The sequence below is a fragment of the Pseudarthrobacter woesei genome, assembly GCF_055412745.1.
The window spans coordinates 367,374-389,908 of record NZ_JBVAYU010000003.1 but is presented as its reverse complement, the minus strand read 5'-3'; the positions used below and the strand labels follow the sequence as shown (position 1 = coordinate 389,908).

At 67.7% G+C, this 22,535-nt stretch carries 18 protein-coding genes and 1 riboswitch; of the genes, 7 read left to right on the top strand and 11 right to left on the bottom strand.

Annotation, left to right across the window (positions count from 1 at the left end):
* Positions 1 to 54 precede the first annotated feature (54 nt).
* Positions 55 to 162, top strand: a riboswitch (TPP riboswitch).
* Positions 157 to 1,992 carry a phosphomethylpyrimidine synthase ThiC gene (gene thiC, locus ACZYZE_RS07180; protein WP_463907093.1) on the top strand — a complete coding sequence of 612 codons (1,836 nt, stop codon included), beginning with the start codon at positions 157 to 159 and terminating at the stop codon, positions 1,990 to 1,992. It overlaps the preceding riboswitch by 6 nt.
* On the opposite strand, the gene ACZYZE_RS07175 is transcribed toward thiC, so the two are convergent.
* Positions 1,989 to 2,741, bottom strand: coding sequence for an alpha/beta fold hydrolase (locus tag ACZYZE_RS07175; protein ID WP_463907091.1), 753 nt, complete (start codon positions 2,739 to 2,741; stop codon positions 1,989 to 1,991). The two genes, thiC and ACZYZE_RS07175, sit on opposite strands and share 4 nt — an antisense overlap.
* Positions 2,742 to 2,801: 60 nt before the next feature.
* Positions 2,802 to 4,388: a signal recognition particle protein gene (ffh, locus tag ACZYZE_RS07170; RefSeq protein WP_463907088.1), complete on the bottom strand. Its 1,587-nt coding sequence runs from the start codon at positions 4,386 to 4,388 to the stop codon at positions 2,802 to 2,804.
* A gap of 151 nt (positions 4,389 to 4,539) precedes the next feature.
* Between ffh and ACZYZE_RS07165 the strand changes: the two genes are divergently transcribed.
* Positions 4,540 to 5,928 (top strand): glucose-6-phosphate dehydrogenase, encoded by a 1,389-nt coding sequence (locus ACZYZE_RS07165; protein ID WP_463907086.1) that lies wholly within the window; start codon positions 4,540 to 4,542, stop codon positions 5,926 to 5,928.
* Positions 5,929 to 6,027: 99 nt separating this feature from the next.
* Here the strand turns inward: ACZYZE_RS07165 and ACZYZE_RS07160 are convergent, their stop codons facing one another.
* Complete coding sequence (locus ACZYZE_RS07160; protein ID WP_459317583.1) at positions 6,028 to 6,366, bottom strand: P-II family nitrogen regulator; 339 nt, start codon at positions 6,364 to 6,366, stop codon at positions 6,028 to 6,030.
* Positions 6,363 to 7,724, bottom strand: a complete 1,362-nt coding sequence (locus tag ACZYZE_RS07155; RefSeq protein WP_459317582.1) for an ammonium transporter — start codon at positions 7,722 to 7,724, stop codon at positions 6,363 to 6,365. Before ACZYZE_RS07155 ends, ACZYZE_RS07160 begins: the two co-directional genes overlap by 4 nt.
* 250 nt (positions 7,725 to 7,974) lie before the next feature.
* Between ACZYZE_RS07155 and ACZYZE_RS07150 the strand changes: the two genes are divergently transcribed.
* Together ACZYZE_RS07150 and ACZYZE_RS07145 are read left to right on the top strand one after the other, a co-directional pair.
* Positions 7,975 to 9,231: an MFS transporter gene (locus ACZYZE_RS07150; protein ID WP_459317581.1), complete on the top strand. Its 1,257-nt coding sequence runs from the start codon at positions 7,975 to 7,977 to the stop codon at positions 9,229 to 9,231.
* 154 nt (positions 9,232 to 9,385) lie between these two features.
* The gene (locus tag ACZYZE_RS07145) at positions 9,386 to 11,074 is read left to right on the top strand and encodes a hypothetical protein (protein WP_463907082.1); all 1,689 of its coding nucleotides are present in this window, start codon (positions 9,386 to 9,388) and stop codon (positions 11,072 to 11,074) included.
* A 119-nt stretch (positions 11,075 to 11,193) separates the two neighbouring features.
* On the opposite strand, the gene ftsY is transcribed toward ACZYZE_RS07145, so the two are convergent.
* The 7 genes from ftsY to coaD form a co-directional block, all read right to left on the bottom strand.
* Positions 11,194 to 12,405: a signal recognition particle-docking protein FtsY gene (gene ftsY, locus ACZYZE_RS07140; protein WP_459317579.1), complete on the bottom strand. Its 1,212-nt coding sequence runs from the start codon at positions 12,403 to 12,405 to the stop codon at positions 11,194 to 11,196.
* Between the two features lie 76 nt (positions 12,406 to 12,481).
* Positions 12,482 to 16,078, bottom strand: coding sequence for a chromosome segregation protein SMC (smc, locus tag ACZYZE_RS07135; RefSeq protein WP_463907080.1), 3,597 nt, complete (start codon positions 16,076 to 16,078; stop codon positions 12,482 to 12,484).
* Between the two features lie 184 nt (positions 16,079 to 16,262).
* The gene (gene mutM / locus ACZYZE_RS07130; protein WP_463907079.1) at positions 16,263 to 17,228 is read right to left on the bottom strand and encodes a bifunctional DNA-formamidopyrimidine glycosylase/DNA-(apurinic or apyrimidinic site) lyase; all 966 of its coding nucleotides are present in this window, start codon (positions 17,226 to 17,228) and stop codon (positions 16,263 to 16,265) included.
* Between the two features lie 9 nt (positions 17,229 to 17,237).
* Positions 17,238 to 18,002, bottom strand: coding sequence for a ribonuclease III (rnc, locus tag ACZYZE_RS07125; protein WP_463907077.1), 765 nt, complete (start codon positions 18,000 to 18,002; stop codon positions 17,238 to 17,240).
* Between the two features lie 21 nt (positions 18,003 to 18,023).
* Positions 18,024 to 18,227 carry a 50S ribosomal protein L32 gene (gene rpmF / locus ACZYZE_RS07120; RefSeq protein WP_009356569.1) on the bottom strand — a complete coding sequence of 68 codons (204 nt, stop codon included), beginning with the start codon at positions 18,225 to 18,227 and terminating at the stop codon, positions 18,024 to 18,026.
* Positions 18,228 to 18,263: 36 nt separating this feature from the next.
* Positions 18,264 to 18,788, bottom strand: a complete 525-nt coding sequence (locus tag ACZYZE_RS07115; protein WP_463907167.1) for a YceD family protein — start codon at positions 18,786 to 18,788, stop codon at positions 18,264 to 18,266.
* Positions 18,789 to 18,961: 173 nt separating this feature from the next.
* A complete protein-coding gene (gene coaD / locus ACZYZE_RS07110; protein WP_459317575.1) occupies positions 18,962 to 19,462 on the bottom strand; it encodes a pantetheine-phosphate adenylyltransferase in 501 nt (166 codons plus the stop codon).
* Positions 19,463 to 19,510: 48 nt separating this feature from the next.
* Between coaD and ACZYZE_RS07105 the strand changes: the two genes are divergently transcribed.
* The 3 genes from ACZYZE_RS07105 to ACZYZE_RS07095 are packed head-to-tail and all read left to right on the top strand — an operon-like array spanning position 19,511 to position 22,406.
* Complete coding sequence (locus ACZYZE_RS07105; protein ID WP_463907075.1) at positions 19,511 to 20,413, top strand: SDR family NAD(P)-dependent oxidoreductase; 903 nt, start codon at positions 19,511 to 19,513, stop codon at positions 20,411 to 20,413.
* The gene (locus ACZYZE_RS07100; RefSeq protein ID WP_463907072.1) at positions 20,410 to 21,618 is read left to right on the top strand and encodes an aminotransferase class I/II-fold pyridoxal phosphate-dependent enzyme; all 1,209 of its coding nucleotides are present in this window, start codon (positions 20,410 to 20,412) and stop codon (positions 21,616 to 21,618) included. Before ACZYZE_RS07105 ends, ACZYZE_RS07100 begins: the two co-directional genes overlap by 4 nt.
* A 2-nt stretch (positions 21,619 to 21,620) precedes the next feature.
* The gene (locus ACZYZE_RS07095; RefSeq protein ID WP_463907070.1) at positions 21,621 to 22,406 is read left to right on the top strand and encodes a spermidine synthase; all 786 of its coding nucleotides are present in this window, start codon (positions 21,621 to 21,623) and stop codon (positions 22,404 to 22,406) included.
* The last annotated feature ends 129 nt before the right edge of the window (positions 22,407 to 22,535 follow it).

Below are 22,535 nucleotides of genomic sequence, written 5' to 3'. Positions count from 1 at the left end.
ATTGACGGGCGCCGTCACACGCGGAGACGTTCCGGACCCCTGTGGTAGCTTCGTGTACGACCACACGGGTGCCCCTGCAGGGGCTGAGATCGGGCTGACGCAGCCTGCGACCGTTGAACCTGCCCGGGTAATGCCGGCGAAGGAAGTGAGTATTCCGTGAATACGCAATTGACACAGCACAGCCCTGCCCACAACCAGGGGCTCCAGGACCTGCCCGTCCACGTCCGGTCCGCGGCCCCCGCACAATCGCTTGAGTCCCACTCGCTGGCGTTCACCACGGATGACCAACACGGCCTCCGTGTCCCGGTGACCGAAATCGCGCTCGCGGATTCGCCCGGCGGCGCAGCCAACGCCCCGTTCCGGGTGTACCGCACCGCCGGTCCGGGCAGCGATCCGGTCCGGGGGCTGGAGCCGTTCCGCGCCCCGTGGATTGAGGCCAGGGCGGACACCGCACCCTACGCCGGCCGGGAACGGGAGCTGCTCGACGACGGCAAGTCCGCTGTCCGCCGGGGAGCGGCGTCGGCCGAGTGGCGGGGCGGACGGCCGATGCCGCGCCGCGCCGTCGACGGCCGGACGGTGACGCAGATGCGCTACGCCCGGGACGGTTTTATTACCCAGGAGATGCGGTTCGTGGCCCTGCGCGAGAACTGCGACGTGGAGCTGGTCCGCTCCGAAGTGGCGGCGGGGCGCGCCATCATTCCCAACAACGTCAACCACCCCGAATCGGAGCCGATGATCATCGGCAAGGCCTTCCTGGTGAAAATCAACGCCAACATCGGCAACTCGGCCGTGACCAGCTCCATCGCGGAGGAAGTCGACAAACTCCAGTGGGCCACCCAATGGGGCGCGGACACCGTCATGGACCTCTCCACCGGGGACGACATCCACACCACGCGGGAATGGCTCATCCGCAACGCCCCCGTGCCCATCGGCACGGTACCGATCTACCAGGCGCTGGAGAAGGTCAACGGCGAGGCCAATGCCCTGACGTGGGAAATCTTCCGGGACACCGTGATCGAACAATGCGAGCAGGGGGTGGACTACATGACTATCCACGCCGGAGTGCTGCTGCGCTATGTGCCCCTGACGGCCAACCGGGTCACCGGCATCGTGTCCCGCGGCGGCGCGATCATGGCCGGCTGGTGCCTGGCGCACCACGAGGAGAACTTCCTCTACACCCACTTCAATGAGCTGTGCGAAATCTTCGCCCGCTACGACGTCGCCTTCTCCCTCGGTGACGGGCTACGGCCCGGCGCGACGGCGGACGCGAATGACGCCGCCCAGTTCGCCGAGCTGGACACCCTTGCCGAGCTCACGCAGCGGGCCTGGGAGTTCGATGTGCAGGTCATGGTGGAGGGCCCGGGGCATGTACCGTTCCACCTCGTCCGGGAAAACGTGGAGCGGCAGCAGGATCTCTGCAAGGGCGCCCCGTTCTACACACTGGGGCCGCTGGTCACCGACATCGCGCCCGGCTATGACCACATCACCTCGGCGATCGGGGCGACGGAGATTGCCCGCTACGGCACCGCAATGCTTTGCTACGTGACGCCCAAGGAACACCTCGGGCTGCCGAACAAGGACGACGTCAAGACCGGCGTGATCACGTACAAGATTGCCGCCCATGCCGCCGATCTCGCCAAGGGCCACCCTGGTGCCCACGAACGCGACGATGCCCTGTCCAAGGCGCGCTTTGAATTCCGCTGGCGGGACCAGTTCGCGCTGTCCCTGGATCCCGTCACGGCCGAGGCCTTCCACGATGAGACCCTGCCGGCGGAACCGGCCAAGACCGCGCATTTCTGCTCGATGTGCGGGCCGAAGTTCTGTTCGATGCGGATCAGCCAGGACATCCGGGACGAGTACGGCTCCGCGGACTCGCAGGCCGCACTGGCCGAACTCGCGGCCGGAATGCGCGCCAAGAGCACCGAGTTCCTGGCATCCGGCGGCAAGGTCTATCTGCCGGAGCCTTCCGTGGGCGGACCCGCAGCTGTCTAGGAAGCCTGTGAGTGCTGGCTGCGGCTGACCCCGGCAATGAAGGACCGGATGGCGCGGTCGCCGTCAGCAGAGTCCTGGGGCCGGTGCCCTCCCGCAGCGGTGCGGTGCAGGGCGCCGGTCTCGCGCAGGTAACCCGCGATCTCTTCGTATAGCGGCTCCCAGCCGCCGGTCAGGACCAGGGTGGGCACGCCGGGGACAATCTGCAGCGGGGCTTCCCACGGCGGGGCCTGCAGGCGCAGCCGGCGGGTTTCGCGCGGGTCCGCCGGCGCGGCGCCTGCGGTGCCGGGGACTTGTGCGGGATCCGAGACGGCAAAGGCCCGGCGGACGAATTCGCGGTGGAAGTCCTCATCGCTGAGGTGGTGGCGGACCTCGAAGAGCGGCTGCATCAGGGCACGGTGCGCGGCCGTCGCCGGGAGTTCGGCGGTGAGCGAGAGGCAGAACGGTTCCACCAGGGTGAGGGACTGCACAAGTTCGGGGCGTTGGACGGCGGCCATCATCGCCGCGATGGCACCCTGCGAATGGGCCACGACGTGGCCGCCGGCCTCGCCGCGGCCGTCGTTGGCCAGGGCACCCAGCACGATGGCGGCGTCGGCGGCGAAGTCCGTTTCAAGCGGCTCCGCGACGGCGTCAAAACCGTGCCGGCGCAGGAACAGCGCGTCGTAGTTCAAGGCCATCCCGTGCTGTTTCGGCCACGCGGCAGCACCGAAACTGCCAGCCCCGTGGACGAAGACTACGCGCTGCTTGAACATGCTCTAACCCTATGACACCGGCCCGACATTACGGCCGGCGACATAGCGGCGGGAGGCTGTCTACTTGCTGCCGCCGAGGAACTTGTCAAAGCCCTTCGGGAGGTTCAGCTGGGAGGGATCGAAGTCTGCGCCCGGCTGGCCGAAGGCTGCCCCGGTGGGCAGGGCCTTGGGTCCTGCGGCACGCCGCGCATCGGCATCCTTGAGTTCCTGTGCAGCCTTGGCCGGGTTGCCGGAGCGGGCCTTCTTCTTGGGTGCGTTCTTGGCTCCCTTGCGGGCGCCGCCGCCGCCCATGCCTGGCATTCCCGGCATTCCCGGCATGCCGCCGCCGGCCGCCATTTTCTTCATCATCTTCTGGGCCTGAAGAAAGCGCTCCAGCAGGCCGTTGACCTCGGAGACGTGCACGCCGGAACCACGGGCAATACGGGCGCGGCGGGAGCCGTTGATGATTTTCGGGGCAACACGTTCGTGCGGCGTCATGGAGCGGACAATAGCCTCGACGCGGTCGATTTCGCGTTCGTCGAACTGTTCGAGCTGCTGCCGGATGTTCTGCGCACCGGGCATCATCATGAGCATTTTCTTCATGGAGCCCATGTTGCGGATCTGCTGCATCTGGGCCAGGAAGTCGTCCAGGGTGAAGTCTTCCTGGTCGGCGAACTTCTTCGCCATCCGGGCCGCTTCGTCCTTGTCCCAGGACTTCTCTGCCTGCTCGATCAGGGTGAGCACGTCACCGAGGTCGAGGATTCGCGAGGCCATGCGGTCCGGGTGGAAGAGCTCGAAGTCGTCCAGGCCTTCGCCGGTGGACGCAAACATCACGGGTTTGCCGGTCACCGACGCGACGGAGAGCGCGGCGCCGCCGCGGGCGTCGCCGTCGAGCTTGGAGAGCACGATGCCGGTGAAGTTGACGCCTTCATCGAAGGCCAGTGCCGTGTTGACGGCGTCCTGGCCGATCATCGAGTCGATCACGAACAGGACCTCGTTCGGGACGATGGCCTGGCGGATCTGGCGGGCCTGTTCCATCATTTCGGCGTCGACGCCGGTACGGCCGGCGGTGTCAACGATTACGACGTCGTGCAGCGTGCGGCGGGCTTCCTCAACTCCGGCGCGGGCGACGGACACCGGGTCGCCGGCGGGGTGATCCAGCTCGGTGGAGGTGGCGCCCGGGTGCGGGGCGAACACCGGAACTCCGGCGCGCTGGCCAACGATTTGAAGCTGGGTGACCGCGTTGGGGCGCTGCAGGTCGCAGGCGACCAGCATGGGGCTGTGGCCCTGGGCCTTGAGGTACTTTGAGAGCTTTCCGGCGAGGGTGGTCTTACCGGCGCCCTGGAGGCCGGCGAGCATGATGATGGTGGGACCGGTCTTGGCGAGGCGGATCCGGCGGGTTTCGCCGCCGAGGATCTCGACGAGTTCCTCGTTGACGATCTTCACGATCTGCTGGCCCGGGTTCAGCGCGGCAGAGACCTCTTCGCCGAGGGCCCGCTCACGCACGCGCCCGGTGAATTCGCGGACCACGGGCACGGCAACGTCGGCGTCCAGGAGGGCACGCCGGATCTCGCGGACCGTAGCGTCAACGTCCGCCTCGGTCAGGCGGCCTTTGCCACGGAGGTTCTTGAAGGTTGCTGTCAACCGGTCAGAGAGTGAATTGAACACGCGCCGTGCACTTCTTTCAGTGGATCTACAGATGGCGGCCGGTCCGGCACGCCAGCGTCGCGGCTGATGTTCGCCTGAACGAACCGCCTCGACAACGGGACTCGACTATCTAGGGTACCAAGACGCGCCTTCAAGATGGCATGCTGGCTGGGTGACCAGCCAAACAACTGTGAAAACACTGCTCATTCTGGGCGCCTCGGGCGATCTGGCCGGCCGGCTGCTGCTCCCCGGGCTGGCCAGGCTCGTGGCCCGCGGGCACGCCGAAGGGCTGACGCTGGTCGGCGCGGGATCCGATCCGTGGGCGCCGGAACAGTGGCTGGACCGCGTCGAGGCGTCCTTCGCCGACGCCAATTCCCAGGCCGAGGCCTACGGCCGGCGGGAACTGAAGCGGATCCGTGATAGCACCAGCTACCACCGGCTGGATGTCACGGCGGACGGACAGCTGGCAGCGCTGCTGGCGCGGCTCGAGGGTCCCGTGGCGGTGTACTTCGCCCTGCCGCCGAGGATCAGCCAACTGGCGTGCGAGTCGCTGACGCCCGGGCAGGTCCCTGCGGGGACGCGGCTGGTGATGGAGAAACCGTTCGGCTCGGGGGAGGACTCCGCCCGGCACCTCAACAAGACCCTGGCCGCGCTGGTCCCGGAGGACCACATCCACCGGGTGGACCATTTCCTGGGCAAGGCGACGGTCCTGAACATCCTGGGGCTGCGGTTCGCGAACGCCTTCCTGGAACCCGTCTGGAACCGCCAACACATCGAAAAGGTGGAGATCATCTTCGACGAGGACCTAGCCCTGGAGGGGCGTGCCCGCTACTACGACGGCGCCGGGGCCCTGCGCGACATGATCCAAAGCCACCTGCTGCAGATCATGGCCCTGATGGCGATCGAGCCCCCGGCATCGGTGGGCGAGCGGGATCTCCGCGACGCCGTAGCCACCGTGCTGCGGGCCAGCAGCATCAAAGCGCCCTATGCGAAGAGCACCCGCCGGGCCCGCTACACCGCCGGCTCCAGCGACGGCCGGAAGGTTCCGGACTATGCCGAGGAGGACGGCGTGGACGCCGCCCGGGCCACCGAGACGCTGGCCGAGGTCCGGGTGGGGATCGATAACTGGCGCTGGCAGGGCGTCCCGTTCATCCTGCGCTCCGGCAAGGCGCTGGGCGTCAAACGCAAGGAAGCCGTGGTCACCTTCCGGCCGGTACCGCACCTGCCCAGGGGTTTCACCGGCGTGGACTCCCCCAACCAGCTCAGGATTGGCTTCGGCCCGGACACACTGCAGCTCGACGTCGATGTGAACGGCCCCGGCGATGTCCTCAGCCTGGACCGGACCACGCTCCAGGCCGAGCTGAGCGCCTCCGAACTGCTCCCGTACGGCGAAGTCCTGGAAGGTGTCCTCACCGGCGACCCGCTGCTCTCCGTCCGCGCCGACACCGCGGAGGACTGCTGGCGGATCATCGAACCCGTCCTCAAGGCCTGGGCCCGCGGCAGCGTACCGCTGGAGGAATACGCCGCCGGGAGTACCGGGCCGGAGGGCTGGCCTGCCTGAGCGCCGTCGTTGCCCCGTTAAAGGCGGCGGGACGCGCAAAAACGGGCCGGGCACCTTCCCAGGTACCCGGCCCGCTCTTCCTGCGGTGAAAATTTGTGGCTAGATGGCAGCCGATCCGCGTTCTCCGGTGCGGACCCGTACTGCCTCGAACACATCCATCGTCCAGACCTTGCCGTCACCGGCCCTGCCGGTGTTCGAGCTGGCGATGATGACATCCAGGATGTCGTCCGCCTGTTCGTCGGTGGCCAGCACCTCGACCCGGATCTTGGGCAGCAGGTCCACGTTGTACTCGGCTCCGCGGTACACCTCGGTGTAGCCGCGCTGCCGGCCGTAGCCGCTTGCCGCGCTGACCGTGAGGCCCTGCACGCCGTACGATTCGAGTCCTTCACGGATGGCGTCGAGCTTTTCCGGCCGGACGATTGCTGTGATCAGTTTCATGCCCCCACACTTTCCTTGCCTGCTGCTGCGGTCTTCTTGCCGTTGGACTTGGGGTCCGCCGGGCCGGCTGCGCCGTCGTCGCCGGGCTTGCCGGTGATCAGTTCATGCAGCGGCTTGAAGCTTCCACCGTGGCCGCCGACGCCAAACTCGTAGGCCGTTTCGGCGTGCAGGCTGAGGTCCACGCCCACGACTTCCTGCTCCTGGGAAACCCGGAAGCCCATGGTCTTGTGGATGGCCAGGGCGATCACGGCGGTCAGGATTGCCGAGTAGGCGATCGCGATGCCGGCTACTGCGAGCTGGGCCCAGAGCTGGGTGAAGCCGCCGCCGTAGAAGAGGCCGCCGCCGGCGCCTTCGACCGGGAGGGCGATGAAGCCCAGCGCCACGGTGCCGATGATGCCCGAGACCAGGTGGACACCGACGACGTCGAGCGAGTCATCAAAGCCAAAGCGGAACTTGAGTCCGACGGCGAGTGCGGAGGCCACACCGGCGACGACTCCGAGGCACAGGGCGCCGACCGGGCTGACGTTGGCGCAGGCCGGGGTGATGGCGACGAGGCCTGCCACTACACCGGAGGCCGCGCCGAGCGAGGTCGGGTGCCCGTCGCGGATGCGCTCCGTGACAAGCCAGCCGAGCATGGCTGCGGCCGGGGCGGCCAGGGTGTTGACCCAGATCAGGCCGCCCTGCTCCGCCGTCGTGGCTGCGCCGCCGTTGAAGCCGAACCAGCCGAACCACAGGATGGCTGCACCGAGCATCACGAACGGAATGTTGTGCGGGCGGTGGTTGGGGTCCTTGCCGAAGCCCTTGCGGTTGCCGATGATCAGCACGAGGATCAGCGCGGCAACACCGGCGTTGATGTGGACCACCGTACCGCCGGCGAAGTCAATCGCGGGGCCCAGGGCCTGGCCGATGGCGCCTTCCGGGCCGAACAGCCCGCCGCCCCAGACCATGTAGGCCAGCGGGCAATACACCAGCGTGACCCAGACCGGGACGAAGACCGTCCAGGCGCCGAACTTGGCGCGGTCTGCGATCGCGCCGCTGATCAGTGCCACGGTGATGATGGCGAAGGTGGCTGCGTAGCCGACCTTAATGAGTCCGTCAGGGGTGGTGATACCCTCCAGCCCGAAGGTGGCGAAGGGGTTGCCGACAATCTGCATAAAACCTTCGCCGGAGCTCATCGAGGCGCCCCAAAGCACCCAGACCACACCAACCATGCCGATGGAGATGAAGCTCATCATCATCATGTTCAGTGCAGCCTTGGCGCGTGTCATGCCGCCGTAGAAAAATGCGAGTCCTGGTGTCATGAACAGCACGAGTGCCGCTGCCACCATCAGCCATACGTGACCTGCGGTAAGTTCCATGGTGCACGTCCTCCCTTGCTTGGATGCGATCTAAGAGTTGTTCCTGCGGAGTTCTCCGCGTGCCTCAACGCGGTTTGCGTTCTAAGAAGAGTCTGTCCGGGCCGTGTTTCGCCGGCAGAGGATTTAGATTGCCGGGGTGTTACAAGAACCTCCCGGAAGTAAATGGTGCAAATCGTCCTTGTTACGGTTATGTTTCACGCTTTCCATCGCGCCGCTTCGCCCGGCTCCCCCACCGCCAGGAAAACCGCCCATGAGTAAGACACCCCAACCCGCCGCTGCCCGGCCCCAGGCGGGCTCCGGTCAACCCGGCAGGGCCCGGCTGCCGCGAGACATCAAGGTGATGTTGGTCGCGGCCTTCCTCATCGCCCTCGGCTTCGGCCTCGTGGCCCCGGTACTCCCCCAGTTCGCCACCACATTCGACGTCGGCGCGACGGCGGCTGCCGTGATCGTGAGCATCTTCGCGTTCATGCGGCTCGTGTTCGCCCCGGCCGGCGGCGCGCTGATCGTGCGGCTCGGGGAGCGGCCGGTGTATGTGGCCGGCCTGCTGATTGTTGCCGCGTCGACGGCGGCCTGCGCCTTCGCGCAGGACTACTGGCAGCTGCTGGTCTTCCGCGGCCTCGGCGGCGCGGGTTCGGTGATGTTCACGGTGGCATCGATGGCGCTGGTGGTCCGGCTGGCGCCGCCCGAAAGCCGGGGACGGGTTTCCGGGGCCTACGCCTCGGCCTTCCTGATCGGCAACGTCTGCGGGCCGATTGTGGGCGGGCTGCTCGCGAGCTTCGGCCTGCGGGTGCCGTTCCTTGTCTACGCGGCCGCCCTGGTGCTGGCGGCGGTTGTGGTGCAGACCCAGCTCAGCCACGTTCCGGCGGCCTCGCGCCCGGCGGGCGGGACGGCGCCGGCCATGGAACTGCGCGAAGCGCTGCGGGACAGCGCCTACCGCGCGGGGCTGTTCTCCAGCTTCGCCAACGGCTGGGCGACGTTCGGGGTGCGGATGGCCACGGTGCCGCTCTTCGCCGCCGCCGCCCTGAACGCCGGGCCGGAATCGGCCGGCTGGGCGCTGGCGGTGTTCGCCGCGGCGAATGCGGCTGCCCTGACGTTCTCCGGCCGCCTCGCGGACAGGCTGGGCCGGAAGCCGATGATGATTGCCGGCCTGCTGGTGACCGGATCGGCCACTGCAGCCATCGGCTTCACCCACGAACTGGCCTGGTTCCTCCTGGCCACCGCCGTGGCAGGCATCGGTTCAGGCCTGCTCGGGCCAGCCCAGCAGGCCGCTATCGCCGATGTGGTCGGAAACCAACGCTCCGGCGGCCGGGTCCTCGCGGTCTTCCAGATGACGGCGGACAGCGGCGCCATTGTCGGGCCGGTGCTGGCCGGGCTGCTGGCGGACCGGCTCGGCTACGGCTGGGCCTTCGGCGTCACCGGCGGAATCCTGATCGCGGCGGCTGCGGGCTGGTTCATGGCGAGGGAAACGTTCCGACGCCCGGCGGGCCACGCGGCTAAACCCGACTAGCTCGCAGCAGGGGACGTTGGGTTAGTTCAGCACCGCGTCGACAAAGCTTTCGGCGTCGAACGGCGCGAGGTGGTCCGAGCCCTCGCGTCAACCGTCATCGAAGGATTTCGTTAGGCTGTTGGGAGTCCCCACCCAGAAGCTGGAGAAGTTTGCCATGTCGCCCCAAGAAGGTTCGCCCGAGCACGCCCCCGATGACAGACCCGAGGCCAGAACCCGGAGCAAGCGCAAGAAACTCCGGCCCGTCGTCGTGGTCTCAGCGCTGGCAGCGATCGCCGTGCCGGCGTCGCTGATATTCTTCCTCGCGCCGAAGACAGCAGGAGAAACGGCGGCGCCCCCCGCACCGGCAGCGAGCCCGGCTCCTACATCGACGAAGGCGCTGCCGTCAGCTCCGGCGGTCACCTACTACGAACAGCTGGGCCCACCGGCGGGCTCACCCCTCGCGTCAGTCGATCCCCTCCAGATTAACGTCTCGGCGGCGAAAACAGGGACCTCCCTGCCCGAGGGGATTGTCGGTTTATCCCTCGAAGCAACGGATTTGGCGGACAAGAGCCTGAGCGGCGACAACCCTGAAGTCATCTCCGTCCTTGGCGGACTCGGCAAGCCGCTGCTCCGCTTTGGCGGAAGTTCGGTGGACCGGAGGATGTTCTGGACGTCAACCGGCGAATCTGTGCCGGGCGGTTACGTGGGAGACAAGCCCCGCCCGGTCAAAGCGGTCACTCCCGCTGATCTGGAAAGAGTTAACAGCCTTCTGACGGCTGCCGATGCCACCATCAGTCTTACCGTGGACCTCGGCCACTATGATCCGGCCAGGGCCGCCGACATGGCCAAGCATGCGGCACGGATCTTCGGTGCAAGACTGGTCAGCGTCACGGTCGGCAATGAGCCCAACGGCTTTCCCACCAGCGATGTCCGGGATAGCTCCTGGACGATCACCAGCTTCCTGGATGAGCTGAAGAACTATGCCGGGGCTATCCATGCTGCAGCTCCGGATGTCCCGCTTCTTGGACCCGGAGCGTACGCAGAGTCATGGTGGGAGCCTTTCGCGCAGACGAAGCTGCCGCAGAAGAAGATTCTGTCGCTCCACCACTATCCGCTGACTAGCTGCGACGCCAAAGATCCGCAGAGTGCTCCGACGATGGCCAACCTCGTGAGCGCCCGCATGCATGACCGAACCATCGAATACCAGCAGGCCGCGCTTAGCGTCGGCAAAAAGGCGGGACTTCCCGTCTGGATTCCCGAGACCGGGATCAGTGCCTGTGACGGTTCCAACGCCACGAGCGGGACCCATGCGTCAGCCATGTGGAGCACGGACTACGTTCTGAGCGCCGCCCAGCAGGGTATCCAGCGACTGGGGTTCCACAGTTCCCTTCTCACCTGCAAGGGCGGGCCGCCGATGTCACCCATCTGCTCCGGCGGCCCATATTTGAAGCCCGACGGCACGATCGCCGAGAAGCCCCCATATTTCGGTCTCTCCATGGCCGCTGAGCTCGGCAGCGGCAATTTCCTCAAGCTGGACAAGTCCGGTGGCGGCCTAGCCTATGCCTACGCCCTGCAGCAGGCGGACGGCAGCACCAGCGTGGTTGTCGTCAACGAAAATGACCCCGAGAAAAGCGCACCGACCCAGGTCAGTCTCAAACTGCCCGACCAGCCGGTCACCGGGACTATGACCCAGCTCACGGGGTCCAGCTACTCGGGGAAGGACAACACACTCATCGATGGAGCCAAGGCCCCTCCCCGTCCCGTAGCCGAGCGTGCAACCGTGCCGGGCTTCGCCTACGGGTCAGAAACCCAGAAATTCAAGCTGACGGCGGGCACCGTCACCGTCCTGAACTTCACGTACTAGGCAACCGACCGCACGTAGCGGCCTGAATACGACAAAGCGCCTCCATCCCGGGATAGGGATGGAGGCGCTTTTTTGACGTCGCCGCGAACTATGCGGGGACCGGCGGGCCCCGCAGCAGGTCAGTTCAGCAGCGCGTCGACGAAGCTTTCGGCGTCGAACGGCGCGAGGTCGTCCGCGCCCTCGCCAAGGCCGATCAGCTTGACCGGGACGCCGAGGGACCTCTGGATGGCGACGACGATACCGCCCTTGGCCGTGCCGTCCAGCTTGGTCAGGACGATGCCGGTGACATTTACGACCTCGGCGAAGACCCGGGCCTGGTTCAGTCCGTTCTGCCCCGTCGTGGCGTCCAGGACCAGGAGCACCTCGTCCACCTCGGCGAGTTTTTCGATGACTCGCTTGACCTTGCCGAGCTCGTCCATCAGTCCGACCTTGTTCTGCAGGCGGCCCGCGGTGTCGATCATCACGACGTCGACTTCCTGGTCAATGCCGGCCTGCACCGCTTCGTAGGCGACCGACGCCGGGTCGGCGCCGTGGACGTCAGACGTGACGGTGGGGACCCCGACGCGCTGCCCCCAGGTGGCAAGCTGCTCGGCGGCGGCGGCGCGGAAGGTGTCGGCGGCGCCCAGCAGTACGTCCTTGTTCTCGGCCACCAGCACGCGGGCGAGCTTGCCCACCGTGGTAGTCTTGCCGACGCCGTTGACGCCGACCACCAGCACGACGGCGGGCTTGTCGCCGTGGCGCTCCACCCGCAGGGTGCGGTCCATCGTGGGGTCAACGAGCTTGATGAGCTCCTCGCGCAGGAGGGCCTTGACCTGCTCGGGGGAACGTGTGCCGAGGACCTTGACTCGTTCGCGGAGCGCGTCCACCAACTGCAGGGTCGGTTCGGTGCCGAGGTCCGCGAGCAGGAGGGTCTCCTCCACCTCGTCCCAGACGTTCTCGTCGATCTTGTCCGCAGACAGCAGCGCCAGCAGGCCCTTGCCGAAGATGTTGTTGGATTTGACGAGGCGTTCGCGCAGCCGGGTCAGGCGGCCGGCCACCGGCAGCGGCGTCTCCACCGGGACGGTTTCCAGGCCGGCGACGTTGTCCGGCACCTCGACGGTTTCGAGCTCTTCAAGGCCCACGCCGGCCGGGGCGTTGCGTTCGGGCACCGGAGCGGGGCGGTCCTCGACGAGGGTTCCGCCGCCCGCGCCCGGCGTCACCGGATCGTTCTCGTCGCGCTTTCCGGGGTAGCTGGTGATGTTCCGCCGGGTCTTCATAAGGACCGGGATGAGCGCACCGAGGACCACCAGGGCAGCGAGAATGGGCAGGAGAATGGGGAGGATGTCGTTCACTCCCCTAGCTTCTCACAAACGCCAAACGCGCCGCGGACGGCGCAGGGCGAGCGGGCGGCGGAGTGTCAGTCCCGCGTCAGACCTCGGCGCCGAGCCGCTGGCTGATGACGGTGGAGACGCCGTCGCCGCGCATGGTGACGCCGTAGAGGGCATCGGCCACCTCCATGGTGCGTTTCTGGTGGGTGATGATAATCAGCTGGCTGGACTCGCGCAGCTCCTCGAAGATGGTGATCAGCCGGCTCAGGTTGGTGTCGTCCAGCGCCGCTTCCACCTCGTCCATAACGTAGAACGGGGACGGCCGGGCCTTGAAGATCGCCACGAGCAGGGCCACCGCGGTCAGTGAGCGTTCCCCGCCGGAGAGCAGCGAGAGCCGCTTGATCTTCTTGCCGGCGGGCCGGGCCTCAACCTCGATGCCGGTGGTGAGCATATCGGAGGGGTCCGTCAGGACCAGCCGGCCCTCTCCGCCCGGGAACAACCGGGCGAAAATCCGGACGAACTGGGCGGCGGTGTCCTCGAACGCCTCGGCGAACACCTTCTGCACCCGCTCATCGACTTCCTTGATGATGTCCAGCAGGTCCTTGCGGCTGGACCTCAGGTCTTCCAGCTGGGTGCTGAGGAACTGGTGGCGTTCCTCGAGGGCAGCGAATTCCTCGAGCGCCAGGGGGTTGACGCGGCCCAGGGCGGACAAATCTCGTTGGGCCCGCTTGAGCCGTTTCTCCTGCTCCTCGCGGACAAAGGGCTTGCCCGCCACGATCTCGCGGCCCTCCTCATCCACCGCGGCACGCAGGGCGGCCCACTTGTCCCCCGATTCGGCGGCCGGCACCGGCACGGGCCGGTCCGGGCCGAAATCCGCGACGAGCTGGTCCGCGGTCAGCCCCAGCTCCTCAACGCTTCTCAGTTCAAGGGCTTCGATCCTGAGGCGCTGCTGCGCCCGGGCCAGTTCGTCGCGGTGTACGGAGTCGGTGAGCTCGGCCAGTTCGCGGGCGAAGGCATCGTTGGCGCCGCGCACCGCGGCCAGCCCGCGGTCCATCTGCTCCTTGCGCTCCTCGGCACCGTCCCGCTCCCGACGTGCCAGCTCCACGGACACGTCGATGAAGCCGATCACGCGTTCGACGGCGGCGGAGACGGCGGCGGCGCGCCTGGCCTGGAGCCGTCGACGGCGGGCACGTTCGGCGGCGTCCTCGCGTGCGCGGCGTTCGGTGGCTGCGGCGCGTTCGAGCGAGGCCGCCCGGTTGGTGGTTGCCGTGAGCTGCTCCTCAGCGCTGCGCAGGGCGAGCCGGGCCTCCATTTCGGCGCTGCGGGCCAGCGACGCGGCCACGGCGAGGCCATCGCGGTGCTCCGGGGACGGCTCCTCCTCCGTGGGCATCTCCTGGGCTGCGGCGAGCCTGGTTGCCACCGCTTCGAGGGACTCCTGTTCGCTAGCGATGTTTGCCTCTGCCCTGGCGAGGGACGCGGCGAGGCGGTCGCTTTCGCCGACGGCGCTGCGCAGCACGGAGTTGAGGTGGCCCAGCCGCTCCGCCACGGCGGCCAGCCGGGCGTCCGAATCGTGGAGCTTATCCAGCGCGGCATCGGCCCGTTCCTGGGCCTCGGTCTTCCGGGCCCGTGCGGCGGACAGGGCGAAGCGGTTGCGCTCGAGCGCGGCGGTCACCGTGCCCAGTTTTTCGGCGGCGTCGTCGACGGCGGCCTGGATTTCGAGCAGGGAGGGCGCCTTCGCGGAGCCGCCGGTGACGGTCAGGGCGGTGAGGACGTCCCCGGCCCGGGTGACGGCGGTCAGGTCCGGGCGTGCGGCAATCAGCCGCGCCGCGGCGTCCAGGTCTTCGACGACGGCGACTCCCGCGAGCAGCCCGGTCAACGGCAGCAGGAGGGCCGGATCGCCGGACCCCGAAGGCGTGACAAGGAGGGAAGCCCAGCGTGCCCCCTCCGGGAGTTCGGTGTCCGCCGGTTGCCCGGGCCGGGCGGAGGCGCCGGCCAGCAGCAGCGAGGCGCGGCCGGCGTCGTCGTTCTTCAACCGCTGGACGGCTGCGGCGGCAGCCCCGGCGTCCTGCACCACGACGGCGTCCGAGGCACTGCCGAGCGCAGCGGCGATGGCGGCCTCGAAGCCGGGCTCCACGGTGATCATGGAGGCCAGGGACCCAAGCACGCCCGGCAGTCCGGCGCCGAGCACGTGGCCTGGGCCGTCCTTCCGGTCCAAGCCGAGCTGCAGGGCGTCGCGGCGGGCCACGAGAGCGCCGCGTTCCCGCTCGGCCTCGCGTTCTGAAACCGTCAGGTCTTCGATTTCGGCGGCAACCGCGTCGAGGGCGGCGCTGGCGTCCTCGTAGTCGGCGTCGAGGGTTTCCTCGCCGTCCTCGACGCCGGCCACCTGGGATTCCAGCGCGGTGAACTCGCTTTGGGCGAGCCGGCGGCGCTCCTCCCCTGCCTTCCGGGATTCGCGGAGCCGGCCGATTTCGGCCTGGGCCGACTCGACCCGTGACCGTGCCGCGCCCACCTGGCCGGCAAGCCTGGCCAGCCCTTCACGCCGGTCCGCGGCGGCGCGGAGCAGGGCAGCGAGCCGCTTGTCCTCGGCGGCCGCCGCGTTTTCCGCGTCCTGCTTCGCGGCTGCCGCCGCCTCCAGGGCGCTGCGGCGGTCAAGGATCCGGCGCTCCAGCCCGGCCTGTTCCTCGCGGACCCGGGCGGCCTGCTTGTCGAGCTGATCGGGGTCCCGGCCGGTGTCCGGGGCCGCATCGGCGGCCCCAAGCAGGCGGCGTCGTTCCTCGGCGAGGGAGCCGAGGGACCGCAGCCGCTCGCGCCCTGCGGAGAGTAAGTACCAGGTGTCCCGTGCGGCGTTCAGCGTGGGCGTCGCCTTCGCGGCGAGTTGTTCCAGGCTGGCCTGGCGCTGCCGGCCGCGTTCGAGTTCCTGTTCGACGACGGCGCGGCGGGCCTTGAGTTCGGACTCGTCCGCGACGTCCTGTGCCAGTGCCGACTGGAGGAGGACGAGGTCGTCGGCGAGGAGCCGGGATCGTGCGTCGCGGACCTCGAACTGCACGGTCTGGGCACGGCGGGCCACCTCGGCCTGCTTGCCGAGCGGGGTCAGCTGCCGCCGGATTTCGCCGGTGAGGTCACTGAGCCGGGCGAGGTTGGCCTGCATCGCTTCGAGCTTGCGGACCGTTTTTTCCTTGCGCCGGCGGTGTTTGAGGATGCCGGCGGCTTCCTCGATGAAGCCGCGCCGGTCCTCGGGAGTGGCGTGCAGGATCTTGTCCAGCTGCCCCTGGCCGACGATCACGTGCATTTCGCGGCCCAGGCCGGAATCCGAGAGGAGCTCCTGGATGTCCAGCAGCCGGCAGCTGGCGCCGTTGATCGCGTATTCCGAGCCGCCGGTGCGGAACAGGGTGCGGGCGATGGTGACTTCGCTGTAGTCGATCGGCAGGGCGCCGTCGGAATTGTCGATGGTCAGCGAGACGTGGGCGCGGCCCAGCGGCGGGCGCCCGGAGGTTCCCGCGAAGATGACGTCCTCCATCTTGCCGCCGCGGAGGGTCTTGGCCCCCTGCTCGCCCATGACCCAGGCCAGGGCGTCCACCACGTTGGACTTGCCCGAACCGTTGGGGCCCACCACGGCGGTGACGCCGGGTTCGAATTCGAACGTCGTCGCCGACGCGAACGACTTGAATCCCCGGACGGTCAGGCTTTTGAGGTGCACGGTGTGTCGGATCTCCTGTGTGGCGGCGGGGCGGCTTTTTGCCCCGGACTGTGCGGCCGGACTGCCGTGGTGGCAACCCTAGCGATTACCTATGACTATTGTGCTGAATCTACCGCGTTGACCGCGCTATTCCGCGGATATGCGGTGCTGCGGAACCTGCCCGGCTACGCACCCGGCAGCCTGCTCACCAGCGGCCGTTCCGTGGCCGGGGCTGGCAGACGGGGCAGCTGTAGGAGGAGCGGTTCATGAACTGATCCCGCCGCAGCGTGCTCACCATGCCGGCGGCCGCGCACCGTTGGCATTCCTCGCCCTCGCGGCCGTAGGCGTTGAGGGAGCGGTCGAAGTAGCCGGAGGCACCGTTGACGTTGACGTAGAGGGAATCGAAGCTGGTGCCGCCGGCGGCCAGGGCGTTTGTCATGACCTCCCGGGCGGCGTGGAGCACCCGCTCGGCATCCGCCTTGCGCAGCGTGTCCGTGGGCCGGGCGTAGTGGAGCCGGGCCTCCCAGAGGGCCTCGTCGGCATAGATATTGCCGATTCCCGAGACCAGCCCCTGGTCCAGTAAGGCCCGTTTGAGGCCGGTCTTCCGGGCGCGGAGACGGCGGTAGAACTCGTCGAAGGAGAAGTACGGGTCCAGCGGGTCCCGGGCGATGTGGGCGGCTTCCTTTGGGATCAGCGGCAGCGGCGTTTCCGCGAGGCCGCCCGGACCGCCGTCGGCCGTGGGGATCAGGGAGGTCAGGAAGAGTCCGCCGAAGATCCGTTGGTCCACAAACCGTAGCTGTTCGGGCATGCCCTCCGCCGGGCTGAGGCGCAGGCGTACTTTGAGGTGCTTTTCATCCGGAACGTCGGCGTCCTGCATCAGGAGCTGGCCGGACATGCCCAGGTGGGCCATCAGCGCAACGGAGGGCATGTCCTGCGCTGATGTGTCGGGATTACCGGCGGCCGTGTCCGCCAGCGGCATCCAAAGGAACTTTCCGCGCCGGACCACGTCCAGGACGCGGGCGCCGTCGAGGTTGCCGGCGAAGTCCTCCGGGCCGAGCGCGTGCCGGCGGACGGAGCGCGGATCCAGCACCTCGACGGCGGTGATGGTCCGTCCCCGTACCCAGCTCACGAGGCCGCGGCGGACAACTTCCACCTCGGGCAGTTCAGGCACAGTCCGTGCCTAGCTGCCGGTCTGGGTCTGCAGCTGCTGCGTTTCGGGCTGCTGCGTTTCGGCAGCCGGCGCCGACGGCGAGGGAGCTGGAGCCGACGGCGCGGACAGTCTGCGCCAGGCGTCCGCGGCAGCTTCCTGCTCGGCCTCCTTCTTCGAGTTTCCCGCTCCGGTGCCGTAGTCGTTGCCGCCGATGCGCAGGACCGCTTCGAAGGTCCGGGCGTGGTCCGGGCCCGAGCCCTGCACGGCATAGTTGATGGTTCCGAGCTGGCGGCTCGCCGCAAGTTCCTGGATGCTGGTCTTCCAGTCCGTGCCGGCGCCAAGCGCGGCAGCGTCCTTGAGCAGCGGCCCGATGAGCCGCATGACCAGCTGGCGTGCCGTCTCGATGTCATTGGAAATGTAGGTGGCGCCGATCAGCGCCTCCATGGTATCTGCGAGGATGGAGGCCTTGTTTTTGCCTTCGGTGAGCTTTTCGCCCTGTCCCAGGAAGATGAACTCGCCAAGACCGATGCTGCGGCCGATGCCCGCGAGGGCCCGGGTGCTGACGACGGCCGAGCGGCGCTTGGCCAGGTCGCCTTCGGGCAGCGTGGGGTTGTCACGGTACAGCGCGTCGGTCACCGAGAACCCCAGAATGGAGTCACCGAGGAACTCGAGCCGTTCGTTGGTGGGTATGCCGCCGTTTTCGTAGGCGTAGGAACGGTGTGTGAGCGCAAGACGAAGCGTCCCGGCGTCAATAGTGACACCGAGACGCTTCAGAAGCTCTTCAGTTGAAGACATCCTAGTCAGCCAGTTGGCGGATTAGACGTCTGCGACCTTGCGGCCCTTGTATTCAAGGAACAGCGCGGTGCCAGCCGAGTCGGTAACGACCTTTGCCTGGTGCGGCAGGCTGTAGGTAACCTGGCCGTTTTCGACAGTCTTCACCAGGTGGGGGGCAGTTGCCTTCCACTGGGAGCGGCGGGCGCGGGTATTTGAGCGAGACATTTTCCGCTTCGGAACAGCCACGGCTAACTCATTTCTCTCTAGTCCAACACTTACAAATCAGTTTTGCCGGTCAGGCTTAGCCAAGTCGGCTAGGGCAGCCCAGCGAGGATCTACGATCGCGTGGTGATGCCCCGGCTCGTCTTCCAGGCGTACTCCACATTCGGAGCAAAGGCCCTGGCAGTCTTCCCGGCACACCGGCTGGAACGGCAGCATGGTTACAACTGCGTCCCGCAACACCGGCTCAAGATCGATCAGATCGTGCTCGACTCGACGTTGCTCTTCTTCTTCCTCTTCATCCGAGAACACAGCGTCCCCGTAGAAGAAAAGTTCTTGCACTTCGACCTCTTGGTCATACGCAAGGGGATCCAGGCATCGGCCGCATTCGCCGGTTACTTTGACGGTTGCGGTTCCTGATACCAGAATTCCTTCGTGTACGGCCTCAAGCCGCAGATCCAGCTCGATATCCGAGCCTTCCTGCACGCCGATGAGCGCCACACCAAGATCAGGTGGTGCGGGTACATGTTCCGTCAGCGTCCGCATGCTTCCCGGACTGCGTCCGACATCCTTGACGTCGAACGCCAGGGGCGAACTAGCATCTCGTTTAATGAGAACTCCTGTTGAACATTTGACCGACGTACTATCTTAGCCTGATCTTCCGGACGGACTCAAACCGGGGGCACACCTGCGGTTCACACCGCACGCAGCTCCAGATTCGGGCCGACAACCGGCAGCAGGCCGCCGAGTACCGATCAAGCTTACCCTCTGCGCGGCTGGTCCTGGACCGCCTCGCCGGAGTGGAGCCGTTTGAGCACCGACCGCGGAACAAACTCCGAGACATTCCCGCCGAGGGTGAAGACTTCCTTGATCAGTGTGGAGGACAAATGGAGGTAATGGCTTTCCGCCGGCAGGAAGACCGTTTCGACGCCGGTGAGCTGGCGGTTCATGGTGGCCATCGGCAGTTCGTAGTCGAAGTCCGAGGATGACCGGAGGCCCTTGACGATCGCGGAGACACCCCGCTTGCGGCAGTACTCGGCCAGTAGTCCCTCCCCTACCGGCTCCACCACGATGCCGCGCAGGGAGGCCAGGGTCTCCCTGGCCATGTCGATCCGTTCCTCAAGGGTGAAACGGTATTTCTTGGCGTAGTTGGTGGAGACGCCCACGATGACCTCGTCGAAGAGGCCCGCGGCCCTGGCGATGACTTCCAGGTGTCCATTGTGGATGGGGTCAAAGGAGCCAGGGCAGATAGCGCGTCTCATGCTCCGAACCTACCGTATCCGTGCCGCCGGCCGGGATACCATGACTGGATGTCAGCATCTAGCACTCCCTTCACTGTGGCCGACGGCGTGGTCCTCGTGACCGGCGCCGCCATGGGCATGGGCCGCCTGTACGCCCTCCGCGCAGCCCGCGAGGGCGCCGCCACCGTCATTCTCTGGGACGTGGACGCGGAGGGACTGGCGGCGACCGCCGGTGAGGTGACCGCCCTCGGGGCCCGCGCCGTCGTCCGCATGGTGGACCTCGCGGACCGCCGGTCGATCGCCGAAGCCGCCTCGGAAGCGAACGCGGAGGGGCCGCTGGCCCTGCTGGTCAACAACGCGGGAATCGTCCGCGGCGCGCTGTTCTGGGAGCACAGCCCGGAACGGGACATCGCCCTGACGATGAATGTCAACGCGCTGGCCCCCATGTACGTCACGCACGCCTTCCTGCCGGCCATGATGGCCGACGGCGGCCGGCAGCGCCGGATCCTGAACGTTGCGTCCGCTGCCGGGACCGTCTCCAATCCGCGGATGAGCGTCTACGCCGCCTCCAAGTGGGCCGTGATCGGCTGGAGCGACTCGTTGCGGCTGGAACTCGAGCAGCAGGACCACCATCACCTGAAGGTCACCACGTTCTGCCCCAGCTACATCTCCACCGGCATGTTCGACGGCGCCCGCGGCCCGCTGATGACACCGCTGATGACCCCTGATGACGCCGTGGACCGGGCCTGGCGGGCCACGGCCGCCGGGCAGCCCCAATTGATCGCCCCCGGCATGGCGAAGCTGGGCAAGGTCCTGAAGGGAGTCCTGCCGGTACGGGCCTGGGACTTCGTGGGCGGAAAGGTGTTCGGAATCTACTCCACCATGGACAAATTCACGGGGCGGACTGCCCGCACGGCAGATCCGGGGGTGCCTGCCGGCACGGACACCGCCGATCAGGCAGGCACCCGGTGACCGCTCCTCTGCAGTTCCCGTGGCAGCGTGCCGCGACCGGCGCCAACCTGCTCTCCGCCGAGGGCACCCTGGGTGTCACCATCTTCGAGGAAATGACCACCCTCGCGCTGCAGTCCGGCGCCATCAACCTCGGCCAGGGCTTCCCGGACGAGGACGGCCCGGCCGAAATCAAGGCGGCCGCGCAGGCCGCCATCGCCGCGGGCTACAACCAGTACGCCCCGGGCAAGGGCATCATTGAGCTGCGCGAGGCGATCTCCGTCCACCAGGAGCGGTTCTACGGCCTGACCCCGGACCCGCAGAGCGAAATCATCGTCACCACCGGCGCCACCGAGGCCATTGCCGCCTCGCTTCTCGCCCTCGTGGGCCCCGGCGACGAAGTCCTCACCTTCGAGCCGTTCTACGACTCCTACGGCGCCATCATCGGCCTCTCCGGCGCACGCCACGTCACCGCGCCGCTGCTGGCACCGGATTTCATGCCGGACCTGGACGCCCTCGAAGCGGCGTTCAGCAACCGCACCAGGGTGGTCCTGATCAACAACCCGCACAACCCCACCGGGGCGGTGTTCCCCCGCGGGGTGCTGGAGCGCGTGGTGGAACTCGCCGCCAGGTACGACGCCGTCATCATCACCGATGAGGTCTACGAGCACCTCACCTTCGGCGTCCGGCACATCCCCATCGCCACCCTGCCGGGAGCGGCCGAGCGTACCCTCACCATCTCCTCGGCCGGTAAAACGTTCTCCTTCACCGGCTGGAAGATCGGCTGGCTCAGCGGCCCGGAGCACCTCGTCGCCGCCGCCCGGACGGTCAAGCAGTTCCTCAGCTACAGCTCCGGCACCCCGTTCCAGGGCGCCATCGCCGTGGGCCTGGGCCTGCCGGACGAGTTCTACACCGGAATCGCCGAGACCCTCCGGTTCAAACGCGACATCCTCAGCGAGGGCCTCCGGGCGGCCGGACTGGACGTCTTCACACCGCAGGGCACGTACTTCGTCAACGTCGACACCGCTCCGCTGGGGATCTCGGACTCCGTGGACCTGGCACGCCGCCTGCCGGCACTGGTCGGCGTCGCGGCCATCCCGGTTCCGGTGTTCTGCCATCCGGAAGGGGCCGAGCGCACCCGCAGCCTGCTGCGCTTCGCATTCTGCAAGAAGATCGATGTCCTCGAAGAGGCCGCCGAACGGCTCGCGACCCTGCGCGACAGGCTCTAGGGATGGCGGAGACACCCTCTACGGCATCGAAGTTCCTGCGCACCACCGGCCAGCACGCCACGATCGAGCCCGATGCCTTCACCGGGGGCGGGTTTGTGCTCAGCATCGGCGGGGCGGAACAGTCGCACGTCAACCTCGAGGATCCCTCGGACATCTTCTACGAGTACCTGCGCCGGATCGGCCATGTAGTGGACCTCGCGGCACCGTGGGGCGAACCCATCACCGCCCTGCATCTCGGGGCCGGGGCGCTGACGCTGGCCCGCTACGTCCAGGCCACCCGGCCGGGCTCCGTGCAGTACGCGGTCGAGCTCGAGCGGGAACTGCTGGACTTCGTGCTGCAGCAGCTGCCCCTGCCCGGCGGCACCGAGCTGCACACCCTCATCGGCGACGCGCGGGACGCCCTGGCCGAGCTCCCCCCGGAACTGCTTTTCGACGTCGTGATCCTGGACATCTTTTCCGGCCCGGACGCGCCGGCGCATATTGCCTGCACGGAGTTCTACCGCGAGGCCGCGGCGAGGCTGGGTCCGCGCGGAGTGCTGATTGTCAACGTGGGCGACGAACCCGGGCTGACCCTGGTCCGCAGCCAGGTGGCCGCGCTGCGCCGGGCCATGGCGGACGTATCGGCGTTCGCCGAGTCGGGCATGTTCACCGGACGGTGGCCCGGCAACATCATCCTGACCGGAACGCAGGGGCCCTGGCCCGAGGTATGGACCGCGGCGCTCACCGCCCGCGGGCCCCACCCTGCCACGGTGCTGTCCGGCGTCGGCCTGGACGTCCTCTCGGACTAAGCGGAATGACGTCTTGTGGTTGCGATTCTCCTGACCGGATTGCCCGGCGTCGGGAGGGCCGCCGCGCTTTTGAAGACAAAACCGGTTCAGGGGCGTTAACCGGTACCAGGGTCCTGCTGCAGCGCAGCC

Bases quoted from the DNA above. Each gene is read 5' to 3' on its own strand.
- ACZYZE_RS07175 (WP_463907091.1), bottom strand. From the start codon at position 2,741: ATGTTCAAGCAGCGCGTAGTCTTCGTCCACGGGGCTGGCAGTTTCGGT.
- ACZYZE_RS07160 (WP_459317583.1), bottom strand. From the start codon at position 6,366: ATGAAACTGATCACAGCAATCGTCCGGCCGGAAAAGCTCGACGCCATC.
- ACZYZE_RS07155 (WP_459317582.1), bottom strand. From the start codon at position 7,724: ATGGAACTTACCGCAGGTCACGTATGGCTGATGGTGGCAGCGGCACTC.
- ACZYZE_RS07150 (WP_459317581.1), top strand. From the start codon at position 7,975: ATGAGTAAGACACCCCAACCCGCCGCTGCCCGGCCCCAGGCGGGCTCC.
- ACZYZE_RS07145 (WP_463907082.1), top strand. From the start codon at position 9,386: ATGTCGCCCCAAGAAGGTTCGCCCGAGCACGCCCCCGATGACAGACCC.
- rnc (WP_463907077.1), bottom strand. From the start codon at position 18,002: ATGTCTTCAACTGAAGAGCTTCTGAAGCGTCTCGGTGTCACTATTGAC.
- coaD (WP_459317575.1), bottom strand. From the start codon at position 19,462: ATGAGACGCGCTATCTGCCCTGGCTCCTTTGACCCCATCCACAATGGA.
- ACZYZE_RS07105 (WP_463907075.1), top strand. From the start codon at position 19,511: ATGTCAGCATCTAGCACTCCCTTCACTGTGGCCGACGGCGTGGTCCTC.
- ACZYZE_RS07095 (WP_463907070.1), top strand. From the start codon at position 21,621: ATGGCGGAGACACCCTCTACGGCATCGAAGTTCCTGCGCACCACCGGC.